Annotated in this window: 19 protein-coding genes and 1 tRNA gene; 4 read left to right on the top strand and 16 right to left on the bottom strand. The window is 71.9% G+C overall.

Annotation, left to right across the window (positions count from 1 at the left end; translation table 11 throughout):
• From GCU69_RS25065 to GCU69_RS25030, 9 genes are all read right to left on the bottom strand, one after another.
• A partial coding sequence (locus tag GCU69_RS25065; RefSeq protein ID WP_170315925.1) for a caspase family protein occupies nucleotides 1-860 on the bottom strand: 860 nt, incomplete at its 3' end.
• A gap of 2 nt (nucleotides 861-862) precedes the next feature.
• On the bottom strand, nucleotides 863-1,288 hold the full coding sequence (locus GCU69_RS25060; protein ID WP_156207252.1) for an effector-associated constant component EACC1: 426 nt from the start codon (nucleotides 1,286-1,288) through the stop codon (nucleotides 863-865).
• A 421-nt stretch (nucleotides 1,289-1,709) separates the two neighbouring features.
• Nucleotides 1,710-2,366 (bottom strand): class I SAM-dependent methyltransferase, encoded by a 657-nt coding sequence (locus GCU69_RS25055; RefSeq protein ID WP_156207251.1) that lies wholly within the window; start codon nucleotides 2,364-2,366, stop codon nucleotides 1,710-1,712.
• Nucleotides 2,367-2,448: 82 nt separating this feature from the next.
• The gene (locus GCU69_RS25050) at nucleotides 2,449-2,952 is read right to left on the bottom strand and encodes a hypothetical protein (RefSeq protein ID WP_098752255.1); all 504 of its coding nucleotides are present in this window, start codon (nucleotides 2,950-2,952) and stop codon (nucleotides 2,449-2,451) included.
• Between the two features lie 262 nt (nucleotides 2,953-3,214).
• The gene (locus tag GCU69_RS25045; RefSeq protein WP_218037976.1) at nucleotides 3,215-3,634 is read right to left on the bottom strand and encodes a roadblock/LC7 domain-containing protein; all 420 of its coding nucleotides are present in this window, start codon (nucleotides 3,632-3,634) and stop codon (nucleotides 3,215-3,217) included.
• Nucleotides 3,631-4,146 carry a hypothetical protein gene (locus GCU69_RS25040; RefSeq protein WP_156207250.1) on the bottom strand — a complete coding sequence of 172 codons (516 nt, stop codon included), beginning with the start codon at nucleotides 4,144-4,146 and terminating at the stop codon, nucleotides 3,631-3,633. Before GCU69_RS25040 ends, GCU69_RS25045 begins: the two co-directional genes overlap by 4 nt.
• A gap of 111 nt (nucleotides 4,147-4,257) precedes the next feature.
• Nucleotides 4,258-5,184: a zinc-dependent metalloprotease gene (locus GCU69_RS25035; RefSeq protein WP_156207249.1), complete on the bottom strand. Its 927-nt coding sequence runs from the start codon at nucleotides 5,182-5,184 to the stop codon at nucleotides 4,258-4,260.
• A gap of 309 nt (nucleotides 5,185-5,493) precedes the next feature.
• Nucleotides 5,494-5,622, bottom strand: a complete 129-nt coding sequence (locus GCU69_RS34440; RefSeq protein ID WP_268969337.1) for a hypothetical protein — start codon at nucleotides 5,620-5,622, stop codon at nucleotides 5,494-5,496.
• Entirely contained in the window at nucleotides 5,619-6,104 is a 486-nt protein-coding gene (locus GCU69_RS25030) for a hypothetical protein (RefSeq protein WP_156207248.1), read from the bottom strand. The genes GCU69_RS34440 and GCU69_RS25030 overlap by 4 nt, the downstream gene beginning before the upstream one ends.
• Before the next feature lie 564 nt (nucleotides 6,105-6,668).
• Here GCU69_RS25030 and GCU69_RS25025 point away from each other — a divergent pair.
• Complete coding sequence (locus tag GCU69_RS25025) at nucleotides 6,669-7,583, top strand: hypothetical protein (RefSeq protein WP_235978693.1); 915 nt, start codon at nucleotides 6,669-6,671, stop codon at nucleotides 7,581-7,583.
• A complete protein-coding gene (locus tag GCU69_RS25020) occupies nucleotides 7,580-8,137 on the top strand; it encodes a GNAT family N-acetyltransferase (RefSeq protein WP_156207246.1) in 558 nt (185 codons plus the stop codon). Before GCU69_RS25025 ends, GCU69_RS25020 begins: the two co-directional genes overlap by 4 nt.
• Nucleotides 8,138-8,420: 283 nt before the next feature.
• On the opposite strand, the gene GCU69_RS25015 is transcribed toward GCU69_RS25020, so the two are convergent.
• Nucleotides 8,421-8,507, bottom strand: a tRNA-Leu gene (locus tag GCU69_RS25015).
• A gap of 466 nt (nucleotides 8,508-8,973) precedes the next feature.
• On the opposite strand from GCU69_RS25015, the gene GCU69_RS25010 reads away from it, so the two are divergent.
• Nucleotides 8,974-9,747: an ABC transporter ATP-binding protein gene (locus GCU69_RS25010; protein WP_156207245.1), complete on the top strand. Its 774-nt coding sequence runs from the start codon at nucleotides 8,974-8,976 to the stop codon at nucleotides 9,745-9,747.
• Nucleotides 9,748-9,812: 65 nt separating this feature from the next.
• Nucleotides 9,813-12,338: an ABC transporter permease gene (locus GCU69_RS25005; protein ID WP_156207244.1), complete on the top strand. Its 2,526-nt coding sequence runs from the start codon at nucleotides 9,813-9,815 to the stop codon at nucleotides 12,336-12,338.
• Nucleotides 12,339-12,745: 407 nt separating this feature from the next.
• Here the strand turns inward: GCU69_RS25005 and GCU69_RS25000 are convergent, their stop codons facing one another.
• The 6 genes from GCU69_RS25000 to eno form a co-directional block, all read right to left on the bottom strand.
• Nucleotides 12,746-14,083 (bottom strand): class I SAM-dependent methyltransferase, encoded by a 1,338-nt coding sequence (locus GCU69_RS25000; RefSeq protein WP_098752268.1) that lies wholly within the window; start codon nucleotides 14,081-14,083, stop codon nucleotides 12,746-12,748.
• Nucleotides 14,084-14,312: 229 nt separating this feature from the next.
• Entirely contained in the window at nucleotides 14,313-15,734 is a 1,422-nt protein-coding gene (locus GCU69_RS24995) for an NAD(P)/FAD-dependent oxidoreductase (RefSeq protein WP_098752264.1), read from the bottom strand.
• A gap of 395 nt (nucleotides 15,735-16,129) precedes the next feature.
• A complete protein-coding gene (locus GCU69_RS24990; RefSeq protein ID WP_156207243.1) occupies nucleotides 16,130-17,071 on the bottom strand; it encodes a Ppx/GppA phosphatase family protein in 942 nt (313 codons plus the stop codon).
• Nucleotides 17,068-17,664: a DUF501 domain-containing protein gene (locus GCU69_RS24985; protein WP_098752266.1), complete on the bottom strand. Its 597-nt coding sequence runs from the start codon at nucleotides 17,662-17,664 to the stop codon at nucleotides 17,068-17,070. The genes GCU69_RS24990 and GCU69_RS24985 overlap by 4 nt, the downstream gene beginning before the upstream one ends.
• A 140-nt stretch (nucleotides 17,665-17,804) precedes the next feature.
• Complete coding sequence (locus GCU69_RS24980) at nucleotides 17,805-18,305, bottom strand: FtsB family cell division protein (protein ID WP_156207242.1); 501 nt, start codon at nucleotides 18,303-18,305, stop codon at nucleotides 17,805-17,807.
• A gap of 150 nt (nucleotides 18,306-18,455) precedes the next feature.
• Nucleotides 18,456-19,742: a phosphopyruvate hydratase gene (gene eno, locus GCU69_RS24975; RefSeq protein ID WP_176604646.1), complete on the bottom strand. Its 1,287-nt coding sequence runs from the start codon at nucleotides 19,740-19,742 to the stop codon at nucleotides 18,456-18,458.
• Between the last annotated feature and the right edge of the window lie 202 nt (nucleotides 19,743-19,944).

The following is a 19,944-nucleotide window of genomic DNA, read 5'->3' as shown; positions in this document are numbered from 1 at the left end:
GACGGCCGCTCCCCGGCAGGCCCCGGCTGCGCGGACGGCCGCTCCCCGGCAGGCCCCGGCTGCTGGGCGGCCGTCGGTGCAGCCTGGGCGGCCGGTGGTGCGGGAAGGGCGGTGGCGCGGTTGCGGGCGAGGGCGACCAGGCCGCCGGTGTTGCGATTGCGCTGCTGGGGCAGCGGCCTGCCCTTGGCGGCCAGTGTCATGTACAGCTGGCGGTAGACGGTCACCATGTCCAGCAGGGGCGGGCCGTCCGTCACGCCCTCGGTCAGGAGCGTGATCAGTTCACCGGTGAAGGCGGTGTACGGCTCGCCCGGCGGAGACAGGGCTTTGCGGGTCGCCGAGGAGGCCGCGAGCAGGCAGGTGCCCTCGATGAGCGCGTGATCGGCGACCTGCGAGGCGATCTCGGTGGCGGCGCTCATGCCGCCCACCAGGGCCCGGCCGCTGTAGCAGCAGTCCAGGATCATCACCTTGCGGCGGGCCCGTACGCGCGGGTCGAGCATGGCGCGGCGCAGCCAGTCGTACGGCAGGGCGCTGTACGTGCGTTCGGGGTCCGAGCCGGGCAGCGCGAGATACAGCTCGTCGGTGACGGGATCGGTGAGCCCGTGGCCGGCGTAGTAGACGACCAGGGTGTCGGTGACGCGGGAGGCGACCTCTCCGAGGGTGTCGAGCACCGCCTGCGGGCTGGGCGGCTGGGACACCACCGTGCAGTGCGACGGCGGCAGCCCCCACACGCCGGGATCGGTCCACGCCTGCCGGAGCCCGGTCAGATTGCGCTCGACGGCCGGCAGGTCCTCCATGCCCTCGTAGGCGTGGACTCCGACGAGCAGTGCCTGCGAGGCCTCTGGGTCCGGCAGCACCGCCATGGCTACTCCGGCCCCTGCCCGGGCCCGCCGACGGCACCGTGCGCTCCGTCGGCCGCGGCGCCGTCCTCCTCCGGGGCGGCCCGCGGCTCCGGTCCGTCCAAGGCCTCGACGACGCGGCGCACGGTGTCCGGCGAACCGTCCTCGACGGTGACCGTCACGCCGTCGCGTTCGATGCGTATCACCGGGGCGCGGGGACGCGACGCGCGCCAGGCGGCGCACGACACCGCGAGTCCGCCGAGGGCGACGGCGTGGGTGAGGACCGCGTTCAGGACCTCGAAGGCCCCGCCCATCTCCCCGGCCCCGGGCCGGTCGGCCACCGGGAGGACCACCGCGTCGCGGGTGACTTCCGGGTCCTGCAGGAGCCAGCGGTAGAGGGACGTCAGGGACTGGTCGCCGTCCGTCCCGTCCACGACGATCTGCACCTGCACGCCGCCGTTCCCCTCCCCCGGGCACCCGTCCCACCGCGCTGACGCTCTCCGCGACCGCTGATGCTAGCCCCTCGCCCCACGAAAAGTCTCACCGCTCGCCCGGTGCGCCGAACCCCTCGGCGGCTGTGCCCCGGCGGCGTTCCGCGGCGGGGCGGCCACACGGCCGATTCCGGGCCAGCCGCTCAACCCTGCCGGTGGCCGAGGAGTCGGGGCCGCTCCCCGAGCGTTTCGGCTTCGGGAGGGCGGACCGTTGCCGCTCGACCTCATCCGGCGGCTTGGTGACGTACCCACGTGCCTGTACAGGCGTCGGCCCGCCGTTCAGGGACCCGCTCCGTTCAGGGACCCGCCGTTCAGTGAGGAGACGTGCACGACTGTGCCGCGGACGAGGTGGCCGTAACGGGAAGCACGGCGGCCCTCGGGGTCACTGCGCGACGGCGCGTACCAGCAGCGTGCCGATATGCCCCTCGCACGGAGCTTCGAGCACGGTCGCCTCCGCCGAGGCGAATCCGGCCCGCGTCAGGAATCGTTCCCACACCGCGGGCCGGTAGCTGTACCGGTAGGTGAACATCGCCCGCCCGGCGAACCCGCCCTTGTACATCCCCTGCGGCCCGTACGCCCCGGGAATGGCCGGCGGCTGGGAGAACACGAACACCCCGCCCGGGGCCAGCCGGGCGCGCACGAGGGGGAACAGCCGCGACGGGTCGGTGAACCAGGCCGCTCCGAACACCGAGTACACCGCGTCGTACGTCCTCCGGTCCTCGGCCAGGTGGGTGAGCACGTCGCCCAGGTGGAAGACCGCGCCGGTGCCGGACCACCGCTCCGTGGTCTTCTTCACCATCACCGGTGAGAGGTCGACGCCGTGCGCCTCCACCCCCTGCTGCGCCAGGTGCGCCAGCGCCCGGCCGGTGCCGCAGCCGATCTCCAGGACCCGCCGCGGGACGCCCAGCAGCTCGGCGCCCGGCCCGTGCCCTTTGTACTGCGTCCAGTTGAGCCCCGGCGGCGCGTCCGGCTCGAACGCCGTCTGCGCATAGGTGTCCCACAGCTCCGCCTCGGCGTCCAGGTCGTGATCGATCGGCACGGTGCCTCCTCAGTCGTCGTGATGACGGCTCCCACCCCCCGCCCCCGCACAGCGGGGACGAGGGGCAACCTGGCCGGGCGGATCAGTGACTGTCCGGCGCCTTGCTGTCGCACGGGGAACAGTCGGCCCCGTCGACGGCCCACAGCTCCTCGTCCACGGCGAACCCGATCGAGCGCAGGAACTCCGCCGTGCGCAGGCAGGTCCCGTCACCGCGCCGCTGGATGAACGGGGCGTGGTGCTTGTACCGGCCGCCGTTGTACCGGTCGCAGATCGCGAACCATACCGGGGTGTCGAGGATGAGCTGGTGCACGCCGATGTCCACCAGCTTCCCGACGCCGAGGTGGACCTCCGGGTGCTCGATCGACGCCATCGTGTACATCACGGCGTTGCCGAGGATGCGTTCTGCCATGTCCCGCACCATCGTGTGATCACGCAGCAGCAGCGCGATCTCCCGCTCCCAGATGGTCATACCGCTGTCGTGGACGTTGACGGTCAGGTGCTTGATGTGCGGCTGAACCGCGTTCAGCAGCGACTCCGGGTCCCGTGTACGGAACTCGGTCGCCGGGGCGAGGGTCAGGGCGGTCATCGTGTGCCAACTCCTCTTACTCGGTCCGGCCGTCCCGGGTGGATGACCGGTGGTACCCCGTCCGGGCCGGTGCCGAGCACGACCGGACGGGAGCTTGTCCGGCGACCGCGGTCAGGCCGCAGCTGCCAGTAGGCCCCAGCGCGCCGCGTGTCCTCTTCTGCAAGGGGCCCCGCCCGGGCAGGCCCGGTTGTAGCGCTCTGGGGGTGGAGCCCGCGCCCCGGCCGTGCCGCTCAGGAGCATGACGCGGCCGGGGGCAGTTTGGTCAGCCGGCGCTCTGAGCCGGGGTGCGGGCAGGGGTGCTCACGTGCGTGCCGACCCTCTTGCCGAGAGCGGCCGTCTCGTAGCCCAGGACTCCCGGGTCGGCGTCCCGGCCGGCGATGACGAGGAGCCGGGTACCGGCTGCTGCTGTCGTCACGAACAGCGTCGTCGTCGCGAGCTCGGCGATCACCTGGCGCACCCCGCCGTCGTCCGCCACCTCGATGCCTGCAGTACGGGCGAGGCCGTGGATGCCGCTGGCGACAGCGGCAAGTTTGTCGACGAGATCGGGTTCAGCGCCGTGGGCTGCCATGGCAAGACCGTCGCCGGACAGCAGGAGCGCGATGCGGGCGTGCGGGACCCGGTCGACCAGGTCCTCCAGCAGCCACACGAAGTCCGGACGGCTCTGCCGGGTCATCTGGCTCATCGGTCGGCCGCCGTTTCGAACTCGGGCGTCGCGGCCGCGGCGGGATCGATTCCACGGGACCGGAGCCGGTTGATCGCCATCTGCGCGTCGGCGATGGTGCTCGCCATGTTCGCGCCGGCGGCGATCCGCCGCACGACCTCCTGCCGCCACCCCTCCGGCAGCCGCTGGAGGCGCCCGTGGAGCTCGTCGGAATCCCGGCTCTGGATGTGCCGTGGGGAGAGGTGGGTGGGTCCGTCGCACAGGCCGATCACGTGCCTGACGAGGTCGAGCAGATTCCGCCAGTCCTCGGCGAGGCGGGCCTCGGATACCGTGGCAAGGCCCGGGCCGCTGATCATCGCCCAGAGCACCGCGGCGCGGTCGATCGGCGCGGCCGTCTCCCACACCCCGAGGCGCGTCATGTCGTCGTGCATCACGCGGCCGACTCGGGCTGCCGCCTCCCGTACGAGGTCGTCCGGCGTATCACCGCGCAATTCGTACAGCAGGGCTCTCAGTTCGCTGGTGGTCTCGGGCATCTCGCTCGCTCTCTACACGTCGAGCCCGGGCCCGGCCATCCGTCGTGACGGGTGACGGACGGCCGGGCCCGGGGGTCTACGCCCTGGCACGCCGCTCGGCGTGCGGGCGGATTACGGCTGGGTGATCGGCGGCTGACCGTCTGCCAGGAAGGCTTTTTTCACCAGGGCCCCGATATCGGGGCGCGCGTCGCTCCGTGTGACGTGGCGGTCCAGGTATGCGAGATAGCTGTCCGGGGCGCGGATCTCCCCCTCGGTCGGGCACAGGATCGGGAGGCTCCAGATCCTGTTGAACGCCTCCAGGCCCCGCTCCTCGATCACATGGCGCGCCCAGTCGCCGGCCGTCTCGTAGCCGTCTATCCATTCCCGGTACACCCCGTCGGCGTACCGCTCGCGCTCACGCCGGCCGACCTCGGTGTCCTCCCCGTCGCCGAACGGCACAGCGCGGCCGAGCCGGCGCTGGGTGATCTCCTCCTCGGACCACATCGCGTGTCCCTCGGTCAGCCCCCAGTAGTCCTGGACAGCGCCGTCCGGCCGGTGGCGGACGACCAGGAGGCGCAGGTTCGCGGCGTCCAGTGCGAATCCGCCGCCGGCCTGGTGCTGCGCGACGTGCGTCAGCTCGTGCCCGAGCAGTTTGATCAGCCCGGCGTCGGTCGTCCCGGTGTGGTGCAACGCATCGGCGATCGCCAGCACCTGCGGCCGGCCGTCCCTGTCCCCGACCGTCTGGGCAGCGACCTGGATCCACCGGGAGAGCCGGTACCTGCGCACCTTCTTCTGCCACCGCGCCGCGCGCAGAACCTGGAGGAGCGTCATCCGTGTCCGGCGGACCTCACGCCGGAGGAGGTGATCGTGGTGGGTCTGGAGCGCCCGCCGCCACTGCCGCAGGGTGACCAGGCGCACCACCAGCGGCGGGTCTGTCGGCAGGGGCAGACCGGTCACGTCCTGGACCAGCTCGGGCAGGCCCTCCATCGCCGTCTCCAGCCGGGCGGCCAGGCGGTCGTGCGCCCGGCCCGCCTCGTGGCGGAACTCGCATACCGTCACGGCTGCCTCGCACCGGTTCGGCCGGCCGGTGCCGGGGTGAACAGCGCTCGTAATGTCACAGCGTGTCTCTGCCTCTCATCGGTTCATCGGGTGCACCCGGGCCCGGGCGGCACCGCCGTGCGTCCGGGCCAGGACGGTGTGGTGTCTCCCGCCTGGCCCCACGTCCGTCGCACGCGGCCCGGGCGGAAGGTGCGGCGGGGCCCTCGGAGGGCCGGATCCGAGGGCCCCGCCGTCGGCCGCCCGGCTCCGCATGCGGGCGGCCGTCCTCCGCCGCCGGGGAGACGGAGCGGCGGAGGTGGTCAGAGGGGCCTATCGGCCCGGGGCCGTCTCCATGAGGACGGGGACGAGGAGCAGGGCGGCGGCCGCGAGGATCAGCACCGCGGTAGCGGCCTGCTTGAGGCCGTCGGCCGCCCCGCGCGGGTACTTCTTGGCGGTCACCGGCGCGCCTCGATCGGCGGGCCGTTCACAGCGACGTGCGCCGCGGTCAGCGCCTCGTGCAGCACCCCGGGGTCGGTCAGCAGCGGCGCCAGCCCGGGGCCGGTCACGGGCGCGGGCTCCCGCACCCAGTGCGGGCCGAGTCCCTTGCGCAGACCGGCGGGCGGAATTTCGATCCAGGCCCCCCGGCCGTACGTCTTGACGGACGGCACCGGCCTCCAGGAGGCCGCCGTCCCGGGCGGGACGAACCAGTAGAGGCGGTGCCGGTAGTAGTCGCGCACGATGGCACCCGAAGTGTCTCCGAGGCGTGCCAGTGCCCGGTCACCGAGGTAGGCGGGCGCCTTTACCGGGTCCCAGGCCACGCCGGCGGGCTGCCACTCGTGCCGGTCCGGAGGGCTCCAAGAGTCGGTAACGTCCTGCCGCTGTTGCTCGGCGGGATGCGTCAACACCGTGGTCGGCGCCGGGTTGGTGTGCGTGGTCGTCACGGTATGCGCTCCTTCCCATCGTGTGTGGTGACGACTAGGAAACGCCCGGTACAACGGTCTGCGCCGGAACTCCGAGCGGACCTTTCGGCGGACTTTTCACAACGACCGGTCTTTCGCACCACCGTTGCCACTACGGTCAGTGCACAGATGGATCGCCGGAGGCACGAAGTGGCCGCATCGCTCACGCCATTCGAACGGGCATGCATCGAGCACGGGTGGGAAAGGCCAGCGGACTTTCTGCAAGCATTCGAGGTGACGGCGCAGGTCATCGGCTCTGCCGTTACGCTGACTGATCGCCAATACCGGCGGTGGCGCAGTCCGTCACCGCCCGCTCCGCGAGCTCGCGCCTGGCGGGTGCTTTACGCCATGTTCGGAGTCTGCCCGACAGAACTGGGGTTTCCCGGTCCACCGCCGGGTGCCACCGTGAGGGGTGCACTACCGTTCCCCCATGGAGGCACCAACGTGGACCGACGAGCGTTCCTAGCCGACTCACTCGGCGCAGCGGCAGCAACCGGCTTACCCCCTCCCGGCTCCGAGCTGACCCCGCCCGGCCGTGGGGGCGCGGTGGGTACCACCCATCTCTTCGAACTCCGCGACGGGCTACGGTCGCTGTACCAGTTCGATGACGCGTACGGCGGTGCGAGCGTCCGGTCTCTGGCGGTACGGCACCTGCGCCGCGTCCGCCGCGTGATCAACACCAGCCGATTCCCGGACACCATCGGCCGGCAGCTACAGCTCCTCGCCGGGGAGACCGCTGAACACGTCGCCTGGCTCTCGTACGACGCCGACGACCAGGACGCCGCCCGCCGTTACTGGGGGGAAGCCCTGGCCACGGCCACGATGCTCCGCGACGCGGGTCTCGAAACGCTCGTGCTCGCCTCGCTCAGCCTCCAGGCCAATCATGAGGGACGCCCCCGGGACGGGCTCGACTTCGCCCGGGCGGCCCAGGACCGTGCCAAGGGTCTGGGCTCCCCGGTGCTTCAGTCGCTCATCGCCTCCCGGGAAGCGCGCGCCCTGTCCCTGCTACAGGACGGCCCAGCCGCCCGAAGCCGCCTCGCAGACTCCATGCGGCTGATCGACCGCCAAGACAGGGGCCGACCTGCCCCGGACTGGGCCGTATTCCACGGACACGCCGAACTCGACTACGCCCACGGCCTGATGTTCACCGAGATCGGCCACTATCCGGCCGCCGTGCAATTCATGCGGGCCGCGCTCGCCCATCAGGATCGAACTTACGGGCGCAACCGCGCGCTGTACCGGCTTACCCTCGCCCGCGCCTTGATCGACGCCGGCGAGGTCGATGAGGGCTCCGCTTTCGCTGTCGAGAGCATCGAGTACGTGGAAGAGGTTGAGTCCACTCGCGTGATGAACCGGCTCGCAGAGGTCACCGGTCGACTCAGGTCGGTGGATACGGTCAGCGCCCGTGATGCTGCCGAAAAACTGAGCGAATACGCGCACTCCCGAGAGGCGGCAGCATGACTGAGGTGACGTACGAACTCCACGAGGGCCCGGAGGTCGGCCCTCGTCTGGACGCGATTCTCCCTGCGTACGAGGAGATTTACGTCGAGCCGCCGTACTGCGAGGGCCCGCGCGAGGTCGCCGAGTTCATCGAGCGCTACCGACTCCAGGCCCAACGCCCAGGCGTCCGCCTGATCCTCGCCCGCGACGGAAACGACGTAATTGGCTTCGCGTTCGGGTTCCTCCTTCCGGCAGACACCACGTGGTGGCAGAGCCTCCGCGAGCCCGTGGCGGCGGAGTTCGCACGCGAGACCGGTGACCGCACCTTCGTGATCATCGAGCTGGCGGTACGCAAGCCGTGGCGCCGCCGCGGCATCGCCGCCACACTGCACGCGCGGTTGATCGACGGCCTGACCGCGGAACGGGTCTCGCTGACCATGCGCCCGGAACCGGAGGCCACGCCCGCGCAGAACGCGTATGCCTCCTGGGGCTACCGCAGGGTGGGTGTATCCCACCCTGCGCCCGAAGCGCCGCTGTACGACGCGATGGTTCTAGACCTGGCACCGGCAGGGTAGCGGCAACGGCCCGGAAGCCAGAACCGCACATGTTTCCGATTTTCCGCCGGATGTGTCGCGCCTCCGCACCATCGAGCAGTACCTCCTGCTCCACCTGTTGCGGTCCGCCGCCGCCCAGGCGCCACTTCACCTGACAGCTGGTGACCTCGCCCGCGCGGTTCGTCCGCCTCGCCACGTATGCCATGGGGGTCGAACCAGGCGCTTCGCTCCCACGCTGCTGCCAAGCGGGAAGGGGGAAGCACGCGCATCACGTCATTCATGCAGGCCACCCCCGGTCAAGGGGTGGTGCCCGGAGCCGGACTTGAACCGGCACGGCCGTTTAAGGCCAGTGAGGTTTAAGCTCACCGTGTCTGCATTCCACCATCCGGGCGTGACTCCCGTGCCGATGGGGCGGGGTCGGCTTCCCGGACCGTTGAAGCGGCTGACGGTCCTCCCCAGGGCGCGCGGCACGAGCCTATCCGGGTCCGTTGCTCCGAACAGCGGGGGTACGAGCCGATGTTGTCTGATTTTATGGCCGCCTGAGGGTCCATCAGACATCCCACCGGTGCTTGTCTGCTGCCCGGACCGCTGCGCCCTGTCACCACCCCGGTACGGGAATGACGCAATCTCGACGGCTAACGGCGGCTAACGACCGCTCGCGACGCCCCCTCCCCGGCCACGGGTCGGGGTCGCCCCGTCATCCCCAGGTATGACCGGGGCCCCGCGCCTACCTCCCAGGTGGGTCCCGGGAACCGGTTTTCGGACGGATCCGCGGCGCCCGCACGGCCGGGAGGATGGGACCGTACCCGGCAGCCGCCAGCCGCTGCCCCTCCCCGTCCCGACAGGAGCAGTCCCCCGTGACCACCACCTCCACCGGCTTCCCGGCCGCCGCCCGGTCCACCGCGGTCGCCGCCCGCGCCACCGACCTCACCAAGGTCTACGGCTCGGGTGAAACACAGGTGGTGGCCCTGGACGGGGTCTCCATCGACTTCCGGCAGGCCGAGTTCACCGCGATCATGGGCCCGTCGGGCTCCGGCAAGTCGACCCTGATGCACTGCGTCGCCGGGCTGGACTCGATCTCCTCGGGCTCCGCCAGGATCGGTGACACCGAGCTGACCTCGCTGAAGGACAAGCAGCTGACGCAGCTGCGCCGGGACAAGATCGGCTTCATCTTCCAGGCGTTCAACCTGCTGCCCACCCTGAACGCCCTGGAGAACATCACGCTCCCCATGGACATCGCGGGCCGCAAGCCCGACAAGCCGTGGCTGGACCGGGTCGTGGAGACCGTGGGACTGGCGGACCGTCTCAAGCACCGGCCGACCGAGCTGTCCGGCGGCCAGCAGCAGCGTGTCGCCGTGGCCCGCGCGCTCGCCGGCCGCCCCGAGATCATCTTCGGGGACGAGCCGACCGGCAATCTCGACTCCCGCTCCGGCTCGGAGATCCTCGGCTTCCTGCGCAACTCCGTGCACGGCCTGGGGCAGACCATCGTCATGGTCACGCACGACCCCGTGGCCGCCTCGTACTCCGACCGCGTCGTCTTCCTCGCCGACGGCCGCATCGTCGACGAGCTGTCCCGGCCGACCGCCGACGCCGTGCTCGACCGCATGCGGAACCTCCCCGGCGCCGCCTGAGCCGACCGCTGCCCGCCCGGCAGCCCCCCGACCACCGCCCGGCTCCCCACAGGATTGACAGGAACATGTTCCGTACCGCCCTGCGCAACGTGCTCGCGCACAAGGCCAGGCTGCTGATGACCGTCCTCGCCGTCATGCTCGGCGTCGCGTTCGTCTCCGGCACCCTGGTCTTCACCGACACCGTCGGCGAAGCCTTCAAGAAGAGTTCCGCCAAGAGCTTCGACCACGTCTCGGTCGCCATCCGCGCCGACTGGTCGGCGTCCGACGACGAGAACCAGCGCGAGCCCCTCCTCACCGACGCGCTGCTGCGGAAGGCCGAGGCCCTGCCCGGCGCGGAGTCGGCGACCGGCTCCGTCTCCGGCTTCACCGCCCTGGCCGACAAGGACGGCAAGCTCGTCGGCGACGGCTGGTCCACCCTGGGCGCCAACCACGCCCCCGGCAGCGACGGAACGGACCCCCGCTACGACTTCACCGACGGCCGGGCCCCCGAGTCCCCCGAGGAGATCGCGCTCGACAGCCGCACCGCCGAGCGCACCGGCTACCGGACCGGCGACACCGTACGGCTCTCCGTCGACGGCCCGGTCCGCGAGTCCGAGGTCACGGGCGTCTTCGACACCGACGACGGCAATGTCGCGGCGGGCGGCAGCCTGGTGCTGTTCGACAACGACACCGCCCGCGAACTGCTCGGCAAGGCCGAGGAGTACGACGAGATCACCGTCAAGGCCGCCGCCGGGACCAGCCAGGCCGAACTCAAGGCCGAGATCGGCGAGATGCTGCCGGAGGGCACCGAGGCCATCACCCGCGACGTCCTCGCCGACGAGCAGGCCGACATGATCACCTCGCAGACGAAGTCGATGAGCGACACCCTGCTCTACTTCGCCGCGATCGCCCTCTTCGTCGGCGTCTTCATCATCGCCAACACCTTCACCATGCTGGTCGCCCAGCGCACCCGGGAGCTGGCGCTGCTGCGCGCGGTCGGGGCGTCCCGCCGCCAGGTCACCCGCTCCGTGCTGGTCGAGGCGCTGCTCGTCGGCCTGGTGGCCGCCGTGCTGGGCTTCGGGGTCGGCATCGGCATCGCCGTCGGACTGCGCTCGCTGATCGGCTCGCTGGGCGCGGTCATCCCCGACGGCCCGCTCGTCGTGAGCCCGTCCACCCCGCTCACCGCCCTCGTCATCGGCGTCGTGGTCACCATGATCGCCGCCTGGCTGCCGGGCCGCCGCGCCGCGAAGGTGCCGCCGGTCGCCGCCATGAACAGCGTCCACGCCACGCCGACCACCCGCGGCCTGGTGGTGCGCAACAGCATCGGCGCGGTCATCACCGCCGTCGGCGCCGCCGCCCTCTTCCTCGGCGTCTCCCAGCAGGAGAACCTCTTCATGGCCGCCGGGGCGGGCGCCATGCTGATCGGCGTCATCGTGCTGACCCCGCTGCTGTCCCGGCCCGTCATCGCGGCCGCCGCGCCCCTGCTGAACGGCTTCGGCGTGGCCGGCAAGCTGGCCCGGCAGAACGCGGTGCGCAACCCGCGCCGCACGGCCTCGACAGCCTCCGCGCTGATGATCGGGCTGACCCTGATCACCGCGCTGACCGTGATCGCCGTCTCCGTGCAGGGCGCGATCAACAAGATGGCCGTCGACCTGCTGAAGTCCGACTACACCGTCAGCATGTCCACCGGCAACGGCCTCTCCCCCGACGTCCGCGAGACGCTGGACGAGCTGCCCGAGACCACCGCCACCAGCCCCATGCGCAACGCCTACGGCGAGATCGACGGCGGCTGGGCCCCGCTCACCGGCATCGACCCGAAGACCATCGGAAAGCTGCTCGACCTGGACTTCAGCGGCGGCTCGTTCGCCGGGCTGGACCGGGACGGCGCCATCGTCGACCAGGAGACGGCCGACGCCCACGGGCTGAAGACCGGCGACACCTTCGAGTACACCTTCCAGGACGACCGCTCCGAGACGCTGAGGGTCACCGGTGTCTACGAGGGCAACGACATGGTCCAGGGCCTCTTCGTCCCGACCGCCGTCGTCGATCCGCACCTGGAGGAGGTCACCGACTACCAGGTGCTGGTGAAGATGGCGGGCGGCGCCTCGGAGGGGGCCGAGAAGACCCTTGTCGAGGCGCTGGGCGAGAACCCGGCCGTGAAGGTGCAGGACAAGCAGGCGACCAGCGACGAGGTCGGCAAGATGATCAACCTCATGCTGAACATGCTGTACGGACTGCTGGCGATGGCCGTGCTGATCGCGGTGCTGGGCGTCGTCAACACCCTCGCCATGTCGGTCTTCGAGCGGAAGCACGAGATCGGGATGCTGCGGGCGATCGGCCTGGACCGCAGCCGGGTGAAGCGGATGGTCCGGCTGGAGTCGGTCGTGATCTCGCTGTTCGGCGCGGTACTCGGGATCGGGCTGGGGCTGTTCATGGCCTGGGCGGCCGGGCAGTCCATCAGCGAGGAACTGGCGACGTACACCATGCGGATCCCGTACGACCGGATCGCGGTCTTCCTGGGTCTGGCGGCGGTGGTCGGCGTGCTGGCGGCGGCCTGGCCGGCGCGCCGGGCGGCGAAGCTCAACGCGCTGGAGGCGATCAAGGCCGAGTAGCCCGCGGCTCGCTTCTCCGGGCCAGGGGCCCCGGTCCGCGATGGGTGTCGCGGGGCCGGGGCCCCCGGCATGCGGGCGGCCGTGAGCCCGCCCGGCCGGGGCACGGCTTGCCGACCGGCCCGCGACCCGGCGGCCACAGGGGCGCCGCGAGCCTGCCCGGAGCCGGCGCGGACGCCGGCACGGCGGCGACGCGCCCGCGTCACGAACGGCGACACGAACGGCGACGCGCCCGCGTCACGAACAACGGCGGCAAACGGCACGTACGGTGCCCGCCCGCTCGGGAGGCCCGCGACCGCTGGTTCGGGAACGGCGGCTCGGGAACGGCGGCTCGGGAACGGCGGCTCGGGAACGGCCGCCCGCATCCCCGCTCCGGGGCGGCGCGCCCCCGGCCGGGCGCGGACGCCCTCTCAGCCGCTCCACTCCCGGGCCCGCAGCGGGAGTCCCGAGCGGCCGTCCCCGGGGGTGCGGACGGCCAGCACCTGGTTGACGCCGATCCGGTTGTGCTCGAAGGCGAGGGCCGAGGCGGCCATGTAGAGGCGCCAGACCCGGGCCCGCCCGGGCGAGGTGAGGCGCACCGCCTGCGGCCAGTTCCGCTCCAGGTTCGCCACCCACCGGCGCAGCGTGAGCGCGTAGTGCTCGCGGATGGCCTCCACGTCGCGCACCTCGAAACCGGCCTCCTCCAGCAGCGACACGGTGGAGCCGACCGGTGCCAGCTCGCCGTCCGGGAAGACGTACGCGTCGATGAACGCGTCCACCGAGTACGCCTCCTCCGCCGGCTCGGGGCGGCGGGCGATCTGGTGGTTGAGCAGCCGTCCTCCGGGGCGCAGCAGGCCGTACAGGGTGGCGGCGTAGGCGCGGTAGCTCACGGCGCCGACGTGCTCGGCCATGCCGACGGAGGCGATCGCGTCGTACGGGCCGTCGGGCACCCGGCGGTAGTCCTGGACCCGGATCTCGACCCGGTCGGCGAGCCCGGCCTCGGCGATCTGCTTGCGGGCGTACACGGCCTGCTCGGTGGAGAGCGTCACCCCGACGGCGTGCACGCCGTACTCGCGCGCCGCGTGCAGCACCAGCGCGCCCCAGCCGCAGCCGACGTCCAGAAGCCGCATCCCCGGCCGCAGGGCGAGCTTGCGGCAGATCAGGTCGAGCTTGGCCCGCTGGGCGCCCTCGAGGTCGCCGCCGTCCTCCCAGTAGGCGCAGGAGTAGACCATGGAGGGGCCGAGGACGAGGGCGTAGAAGTCGTTGCCGACGTCGTAGTGGTGGCTGACGGCCCGGCGGTCGCGGCCGGGACTGTGCAGCACACCGCGCCGGCGGCGGACCTCCTCGCGGGGCGGCGGCGGTGGCAGCCCGGGTCCGGCGAGCACGAGCAGTTCGCGGGCGGCGGTGTGCAGCCGGGGGTCGCGCAGCGCGGCCAGGCGGCCGCGGAGGCCGCGGAGGCCGTGGTTCGGGCCGCTACCGCTGCCCCGCTCGTCGGCGGGGTCGCGCTCCCAGAGCAGCCCGGCGACGCGGTCCAGGGCTTCGTAGAGGTCGCCGTCGATGTCGATGTCGCCGGCCACCCAGCCGCGGGCCAGACCGAGTTCGCCGGGGCGCCAGAGCAGCCGGCGCAGCGCGCGCCGGTGCCGCAGGACCAGGGCGGGCGCGCCCGGCGGGCCGTCCTCACTGCCGTCCCAGGCGCGGATCCGGACCGGAACCGGCGTACCCAGCAGTTCTTCGGCGAGAGCGGTCAGCCGCGGCGCGGCACCGGCCATGTCGTACACCTCCGTGGTGCGGATCGGCCTGTAGTCCAGCACCCACCAAAACACCGACGCGACCGGATTTCAGTCCCCTGTGCGGGTAAGGCGACGGCAAAGGATCAGCCGCGCGCCCCGGGCACGCCCCCGGGCACGCCGAAGGGGCGCCCGCCCCACGGAATCGGCGGGCGCCCCTTCGGACGCGGGTCCGGCCGGGTCTCCCCGGGCCGGGCGGCGGATCAGGCGGTCAGGACGCCTTGGCCTTCTCGGCCCGGCCGGCCTGCTCGCTGCCGGCCTTGTCGCCGACCGGCTTGGCGTCGGCCGGTGCCGGAGCCGGGCGGGCGGCCTCGTAGAACTCCTCGCGGGGGTTCTCCATGGCGCCGAGCGAGACGACCTCGCGCTTGAGGAACATCGCCAGCGTCCAGTCGGCGAAGACCCTGATCTTGCGGTTCCAGGTCGGCACGGCCATGCCGTGGTAGCCGCGGTGGAAGTACCAGGCGAGCCGGCCCTTGATCTTGAGCTTGACCTTCTTGCCGAGGCGCACCATCGCGACGCCCTTGTGCAGGCCGAGCCCGGCCACGGCGCCCTTGTTGGCGTGCTTGTACTCCTGCTGCGGGAAGCCCCGCATGCCGGAGATCACGTTGTCGCCGAGGACCTTGGCCTGGCGCAGCGCGTGCTGGGCGTTCGGCGGGCACCAGGCGTTCTCGACGCCTTCCTCGCGGGCGGCGAGGTCCGGCACCTGGGCGTTGTCGCCGGCGGCCCAGATGTAGTCGGTGCCGCGGACCTGGAGGGTGGCGGCGGTGTCCACGTGCCCGCGCGGGCCGAGCGGCAGGCCGAACCGGGCGAGCGCCGGGTTGGGCTTGACGCCCGCGGTCCACACGATGGTGGCGGAGTCGACCTCGAGGCCGTTCTTGAGCACGACGCGGCCGCCTGTGCACGACTCCATGGAGGTGGACAGGTAGACCTCGATGCCCCGCTTCTGCAGGTGCTCCAGGCCCCACTTGCCGAGCTGCGGGCCGACCTCGGGGAGGATCTTGTCGGCGGCGTCGACGAGCACGAAGCGCATGTCCTCGCGCTTCACGTTCGGGTAGTACTTCGCCGCGTCCCGGGCCATGTCCTCGACCTCGCCGACGGTCTCCGCACCGGCGAAGCCACCGCCGACGAACACGAAGGTCAGCGCCTTGCGGCGGACGTCCTCGTCGTTCGTCGAGTCGGCCTTGTCGAGCTGCTCCAGGACATGGTTGCGGAGGCCGATGGCCTCCTCCACGCCCTTCATGCCGATGCCCTGCTCGGCCAGACCGGGGATCGGGAAGGTGCGGGAGATCGCACCGAGCGCGATGACCAGGTAGTCGAACGGCAGCTCGTACGCCTCGCCGACGAGCGGCGCGATCGTGGCGACCTTGCGGTCCTGGTCGATGGTGGAGACGCGGCCGGTGAGGACCTCCGCCTTCGGGAGCACGCGCCGCAGCGGGACCACGACGTGGCGCGGGGAGATGCTGCCGGCAGCAGCTTCGGGGAGGAAGGGCTGGTACGTCATGTACGAGCGCGGGTCGACGACCGTGACTGTCGCCTCGCCGTACCGCATCTTCTTCAGGATGCGGCGCGCCGCGTACAGGCCGACGTAACCGCCGCCTACTACGAGGATCCGTGGACGCTCCGTGGTGCTCATGTTTCGAGTATCCAGCACCCGGAGGAGGGCTGCTCGTGAGGGCCTTCACAAGCCCCCCGGAGGGTTCTGCTACACTCCGCCGCCCCTCGATCAGGTCCTTAACCTGGGGCGGGATCCGCGGCGCCGGGCCGGGGGCCGGGCACCCCCTGTGATCTGCACTTGTCCGTTCCGGACGAGTGAGGCTCCAGGCACGCTCCAGCCTGGACGCAACATCACGGAAACGAGAGCATCCCTGGCTTCGCAAGGCTCCGGCGGCCCTTACTCGTCAGTTACACGCCTCAGAAGGGCCCAACGGAGCACTTTTTCATGTGAAGAGTTTCACGAACATTTTCGCAGCGGACACGCCAAGCGGTCCACGGGCCCCGTAAGACCCGCTCACCCGAAGAGTGACCTGCTCAGGCGAGGCTCCGGGCGATGCCGTCGAGGATGTCGTGCTCGCTGACCACGACCTCCTGCGCACCGGTCCGTTCCATGACCGACAGCAGCACCAGGGCGCCCGTTCCGATCACGTCCACCCGGCCCGGGTGCATCACCGGGATCGCGGCGCGCTCGGCGTGCGTGGAGCGCAGCAGCCGCTCGGTGACCGCGCGGACGGTGTCCACCGGGATCCGGGAGTGGTGGATCGCGGACGGGTCGTACTCCGGCAGGTCCAGCGCGATCCCGGCCACCGTGGTGACCGAGCCGGCCAGGCCGACCAGTGTCCGCGCCCCGCCCAGCGGCACGGTCTCCGCGGCGAGGTCCAGGGCCGCGTCGATGTCGGCCCGTACGGCGGCGATCTGTTGGTCCGTCGGCGGGTCGGTCACCTCGCCGCCGTGGACGAGATGGCGCTCGGTGAGCCGGACACAGCCGATGTCGACGGAGCGGGCCGCTTGCACCGTGTCCTCGCCGACGACGAACTCCGTGGAACCGCCGCCGATGTCGACCACCAGATACGGCCGCTCGATGCCCGGGTGCCCGGTCAGCTCCCGGGTGGCGCCGGTGAAGGAGAACTCCGCCTCCTGGTCCCCGCTGATCACCTCGGGTTCGACACCGAGGAGGTCCACGACGCCGCGGACGAACTCGTCCCGGTTCTCCGCGTCCCGGGAGGCGGAGGTCGCGACGAAGCGGATCCGTTCCACGCCGAGCGACCCGACGATCCGGGCGTACTCACGGCAGGCGGCGAAGGTCCGCTCCAGCGCCTCGGGGGCGAGCCGCCCGGTGCGGTCCACGTCCTGGCCGAGCCGGACGACGGTCATCCGCCGTTCCAGGTCGGTGAGCCGCCCGGTGACCGGATCGATGTCGGCGACGAGCAGCCGGATGGAGTTCGTACCGCAGTCGACGGCGGCGACCCGGGTCATGCGGGGTTCCCTTCCCTCGGGGCGGGGCTGGGGGCGGGGGCGGACGGACCGCGCGGCGCGGGCCCGTCGGCGGAGTCGTCGCGGGGTGTCACGCAGGGCCCCTTGCGCCACCACTCGGGCAGCATCGCGATGGCCTCGTCACCGAGCGGGTTCACCCCCGGGCCGGCGGCCAGCGAGTGGCCGACCAGCACGTGCAGGCACTTCACCCGGTCCGGCATGCCGCCGGCGCTGGGAAAGCCCTGGAGCACCTCGATCGCGTCGCGCCGTGCGATGTAGTCCTCGTGCGCGGCGCGGTATGCGGCGGCCAGCTCCGGGTCCTCGGCGAGCCGGGCCGTCATCTCCTTCATCACACCGTTGGCCTCCAGCGTGCCGATCGCGGAGGCGGCGCGCGGGCAGGTCAGGTAGTAGAGCGTCGGAAACGGCGTGCCGTCCTCCAGCCGCGGCGCGGTCTCGACCACGTCCGGCTGTCCGCACGGGCAGCGGTGCGCGATGGCCCGCAGGCCGCGCGGCGGCCGGCCGAGCTGTTCCTGGAACGCGGCGATGTCCGCCTCGGTGGGCTCGGTGGGCTCGGTCTTCGGAGGGGGCGTTTCCATGCCTGCGCAGATCTCTTCGGTGGTTACGGATGGGACGGGAGGGGGCTGCCGCCGCCCGCGGGATCAGGGAATCCGGAAGCCGGAAGCCGGAATCCGCAAGAGCCGGGGCGTGGGGAAGGCTACGGGGCCGGGCGGCGCGGTCAGCCGCGGGCGTCGGCCCGGTCCACACCGTCCCACAGGTCGCGGTACCAGGGCCGGTCACCGGCCGCGCGCGGCTCGCCGGAGATGTGGCCGCTGCGCTGCGCCGTGCCGTCCGCGGGCGAGCCGGCGTCCCCGGCGCCGTCCGGAACGATGTAGCCGGTCTCCCCGGGCCGCAGATAGTGCAGCCGCTCGCGCACCTGCTGCTCCACGTACGCCGGGTCCTGCCAGCGCGCCTTGCGGTCGCGCAGCTCCTCGACGGCCTCCCGGGCGTTCTCGGCCTTCCGCTCCTGCTCGGCGATCTCGGAGCGCTGCGACACCCACTGCCGCATCGGGTAGGCGAGGGCGACGACGAGGGAGCAGACGACGAGGGCGAGCAGCGCCGCCCGGCCGGTGAGCCGGCCGCGCCGCTTGGGCCGGGCCCGGTACACCTTGGCGGCGGCCTGTCCGCCGAGCGCCTTGAGCCTGGCTGCGGTGGAGAACCTGTCGTGGTCCGCGGCCACTGCGCCTCCCCTGTCGTCCGTACCCGTGGGCACCGACTCGTCCCTGCCCGTCCGCGGGGGCGGCCGCCGGCCGCGCCCGTCCCCCCGGCCACGGTACGGGACCGCGGCCGGGGACGTACGGAACGGTGCTGTGCCGCGCTGCGCCCCTGCCTAGCGGCCGAAGCGCGGGAACGCGGAGCGGCCCGCGTACACGGCGGCGTCGTCGAGGATCTCCTCGATGCGCAGCAGCTGGTTGTACTTGGCGACGCGCTCGGAGCGGGCCGGGGCGCCGGTCTTGATCTGGCCGCAGTTGGTGGCGACGGCCAGGTCGGCGATGGTGACGTCCTCGGTCTCGCCGGAGCGGTGGGACATCATGCACTTGTAGCCGTTGCGCTGGGCCAGCTCGACCGCGTCGAGGGTCTCGGTGAGCGAACCGATCTGGTTGACCTTGACCAGCAGGGCGTTGGCGGTGTCGTTGTCGATGCCGCGGGCGAGGCGCTCGGGGTTGGTGACGAAGAGGTCGTCGCCGACGATCTGCACCTTGTCGCCGAGCTGCTCGGTGAGGGACTTCCAGCCCTCCCAGTCCTCCTCGTTCAGCGGGTCCTCGATGGAGACCAGCGGATACGCGGCGACCAGCTCGGCGTAGTAGGCGGTCATCTCGGAGGCGGAGAGGGACTTGCCCTCGAAGGTGTAGAGGCCGTCCTTGTAGAACTCGGTGGCGGCCACGTCGAGCGCGAGCGCGATGTCCTGGCCGGGCTGGTAGCCGGCCTTCTGGATGGCCTCGACGATCAGGTCCAGGGCCTCGCGGTTGGAGGAGAGGTTCGGCGCGAAGCCGCCCTCGTCGCCCAGACCGGTGGAGAGGCCGCGCTCCTTCAGGACCGCCTTGAGGGTGTGGTAGACCTCGGCGCCCCAGCGCAGCGCCTCGGAGAAGGACTCCGCGCCGATCGGAGCGATCATGAACTCCTGGATGTCGACATTCGAGTCGGCGTGCGAGCCGCCGTTCAGGATGTTCATCATCGGGACCGGCAGCTGGTGGGCGTTCGGCCCGCCGAGGTAGCGGAAGAGGGGCAGGTCGGACGCCTCGGAGGCGGCGTGCGCGACGGCGAGGGAGACGCCGAGGACGGCGTTGGCGCCGAGCGAGGACTTGTCCGGGGTGGCGTCCAGGTCGAACATCGCCTGGTCGATCAGCCGCTGCTCGGTGGCGTCGTAGCCGACCAGCTCCGGGCCGATCTGCTCGATGACCGCGAGGACGGCCTTCTCGACACCCTTGCCGCCGTAGCGGCTCTTGTCACCGTCGCGGAGCTCGAGGGCCTCGAACGCACCGGTGGAGGCACCGGAGGGCACGGCAGCACGACCGGTGCTGCCGTCGTCGAGGCCGACCTCGACCTCGACCGTGGGGTTGCCTCGCGAGTCGAGGATTTCCCGGGCTACGACGACGTCGATGGACGGCACGAGCATCTCCTTCTGGGATGTGACGCTGGATCGCAGTGTCTGTTCAGCCCTGCGAACGGCTCTGCGTCCATGAGCCTAACGGGCTCCCGGCCCGGGACCGGACGGCCGCCCGCCCGACGAGACGGCAAAAGCCTCAGAATCTGACATAAGCTGCCCAATCCAGCGGTGGCGCCGCCCGGGATCCCGCAGGGACACAGCGTGCACCGGC

The organism is Streptomyces lycii, from assembly GCF_009735685.1.
GTDB classification, from domain to species: Bacteria; Actinomycetota; Actinomycetes; order Streptomycetales; family Streptomycetaceae; genus Streptomyces; species Streptomyces lycii.
The sequence above is the reverse complement of the archived record's forward strand: the minus strand, read 5'-3'. Positions and strand labels throughout refer to the sequence as shown.

Excerpts from the sequence above, each read along its gene's own strand:
- GCU69_RS25050 (WP_098752255.1), bottom strand. The coding sequence starts at position 2,952 with ATGACCGCCCTGACCCTCGCCCCGGCGACCGAGTTCCGTACACGGGAC.
- GCU69_RS25045 (WP_218037976.1), bottom strand. The coding sequence starts at position 3,634 with ATGAGCCAGATGACCCGGCAGAGCCGTCCGGACTTCGTGTGGCTGCTG.
- GCU69_RS25040 (WP_156207250.1), bottom strand. The coding sequence starts at position 4,146 with ATGCCCGAGACCACCAGCGAACTGAGAGCCCTGCTGTACGAATTGCGC.
- GCU69_RS25020 (WP_156207246.1), top strand. The coding sequence starts at position 7,580 with ATGACTGAGGTGACGTACGAACTCCACGAGGGCCCGGAGGTCGGCCCT.
- GCU69_RS25005 (WP_156207244.1), top strand. The coding sequence starts at position 9,813 with ATGTTCCGTACCGCCCTGCGCAACGTGCTCGCGCACAAGGCCAGGCTG.
- GCU69_RS25000 (WP_098752268.1), bottom strand. The coding sequence starts at position 14,083 with ATGGCCGGTGCCGCGCCGCGGCTGACCGCTCTCGCCGAAGAACTGCTG.
- GCU69_RS24995 (WP_098752264.1), bottom strand. The coding sequence starts at position 15,734 with ATGAGCACCACGGAGCGTCCACGGATCCTCGTAGTAGGCGGCGGTTAC.
- GCU69_RS24990 (WP_156207243.1), bottom strand. The coding sequence starts at position 17,071 with ATGACCCGGGTCGCCGCCGTCGACTGCGGTACGAACTCCATCCGGCTG.
- GCU69_RS24985 (WP_098752266.1), bottom strand. The coding sequence starts at position 17,664 with ATGGAAACGCCCCCTCCGAAGACCGAGCCCACCGAGCCCACCGAGGCG.
- eno (WP_176604646.1), bottom strand. The coding sequence starts at position 19,742 with ATGCTCGTGCCGTCCATCGACGTCGTCGTAGCCCGGGAAATCCTCGAC.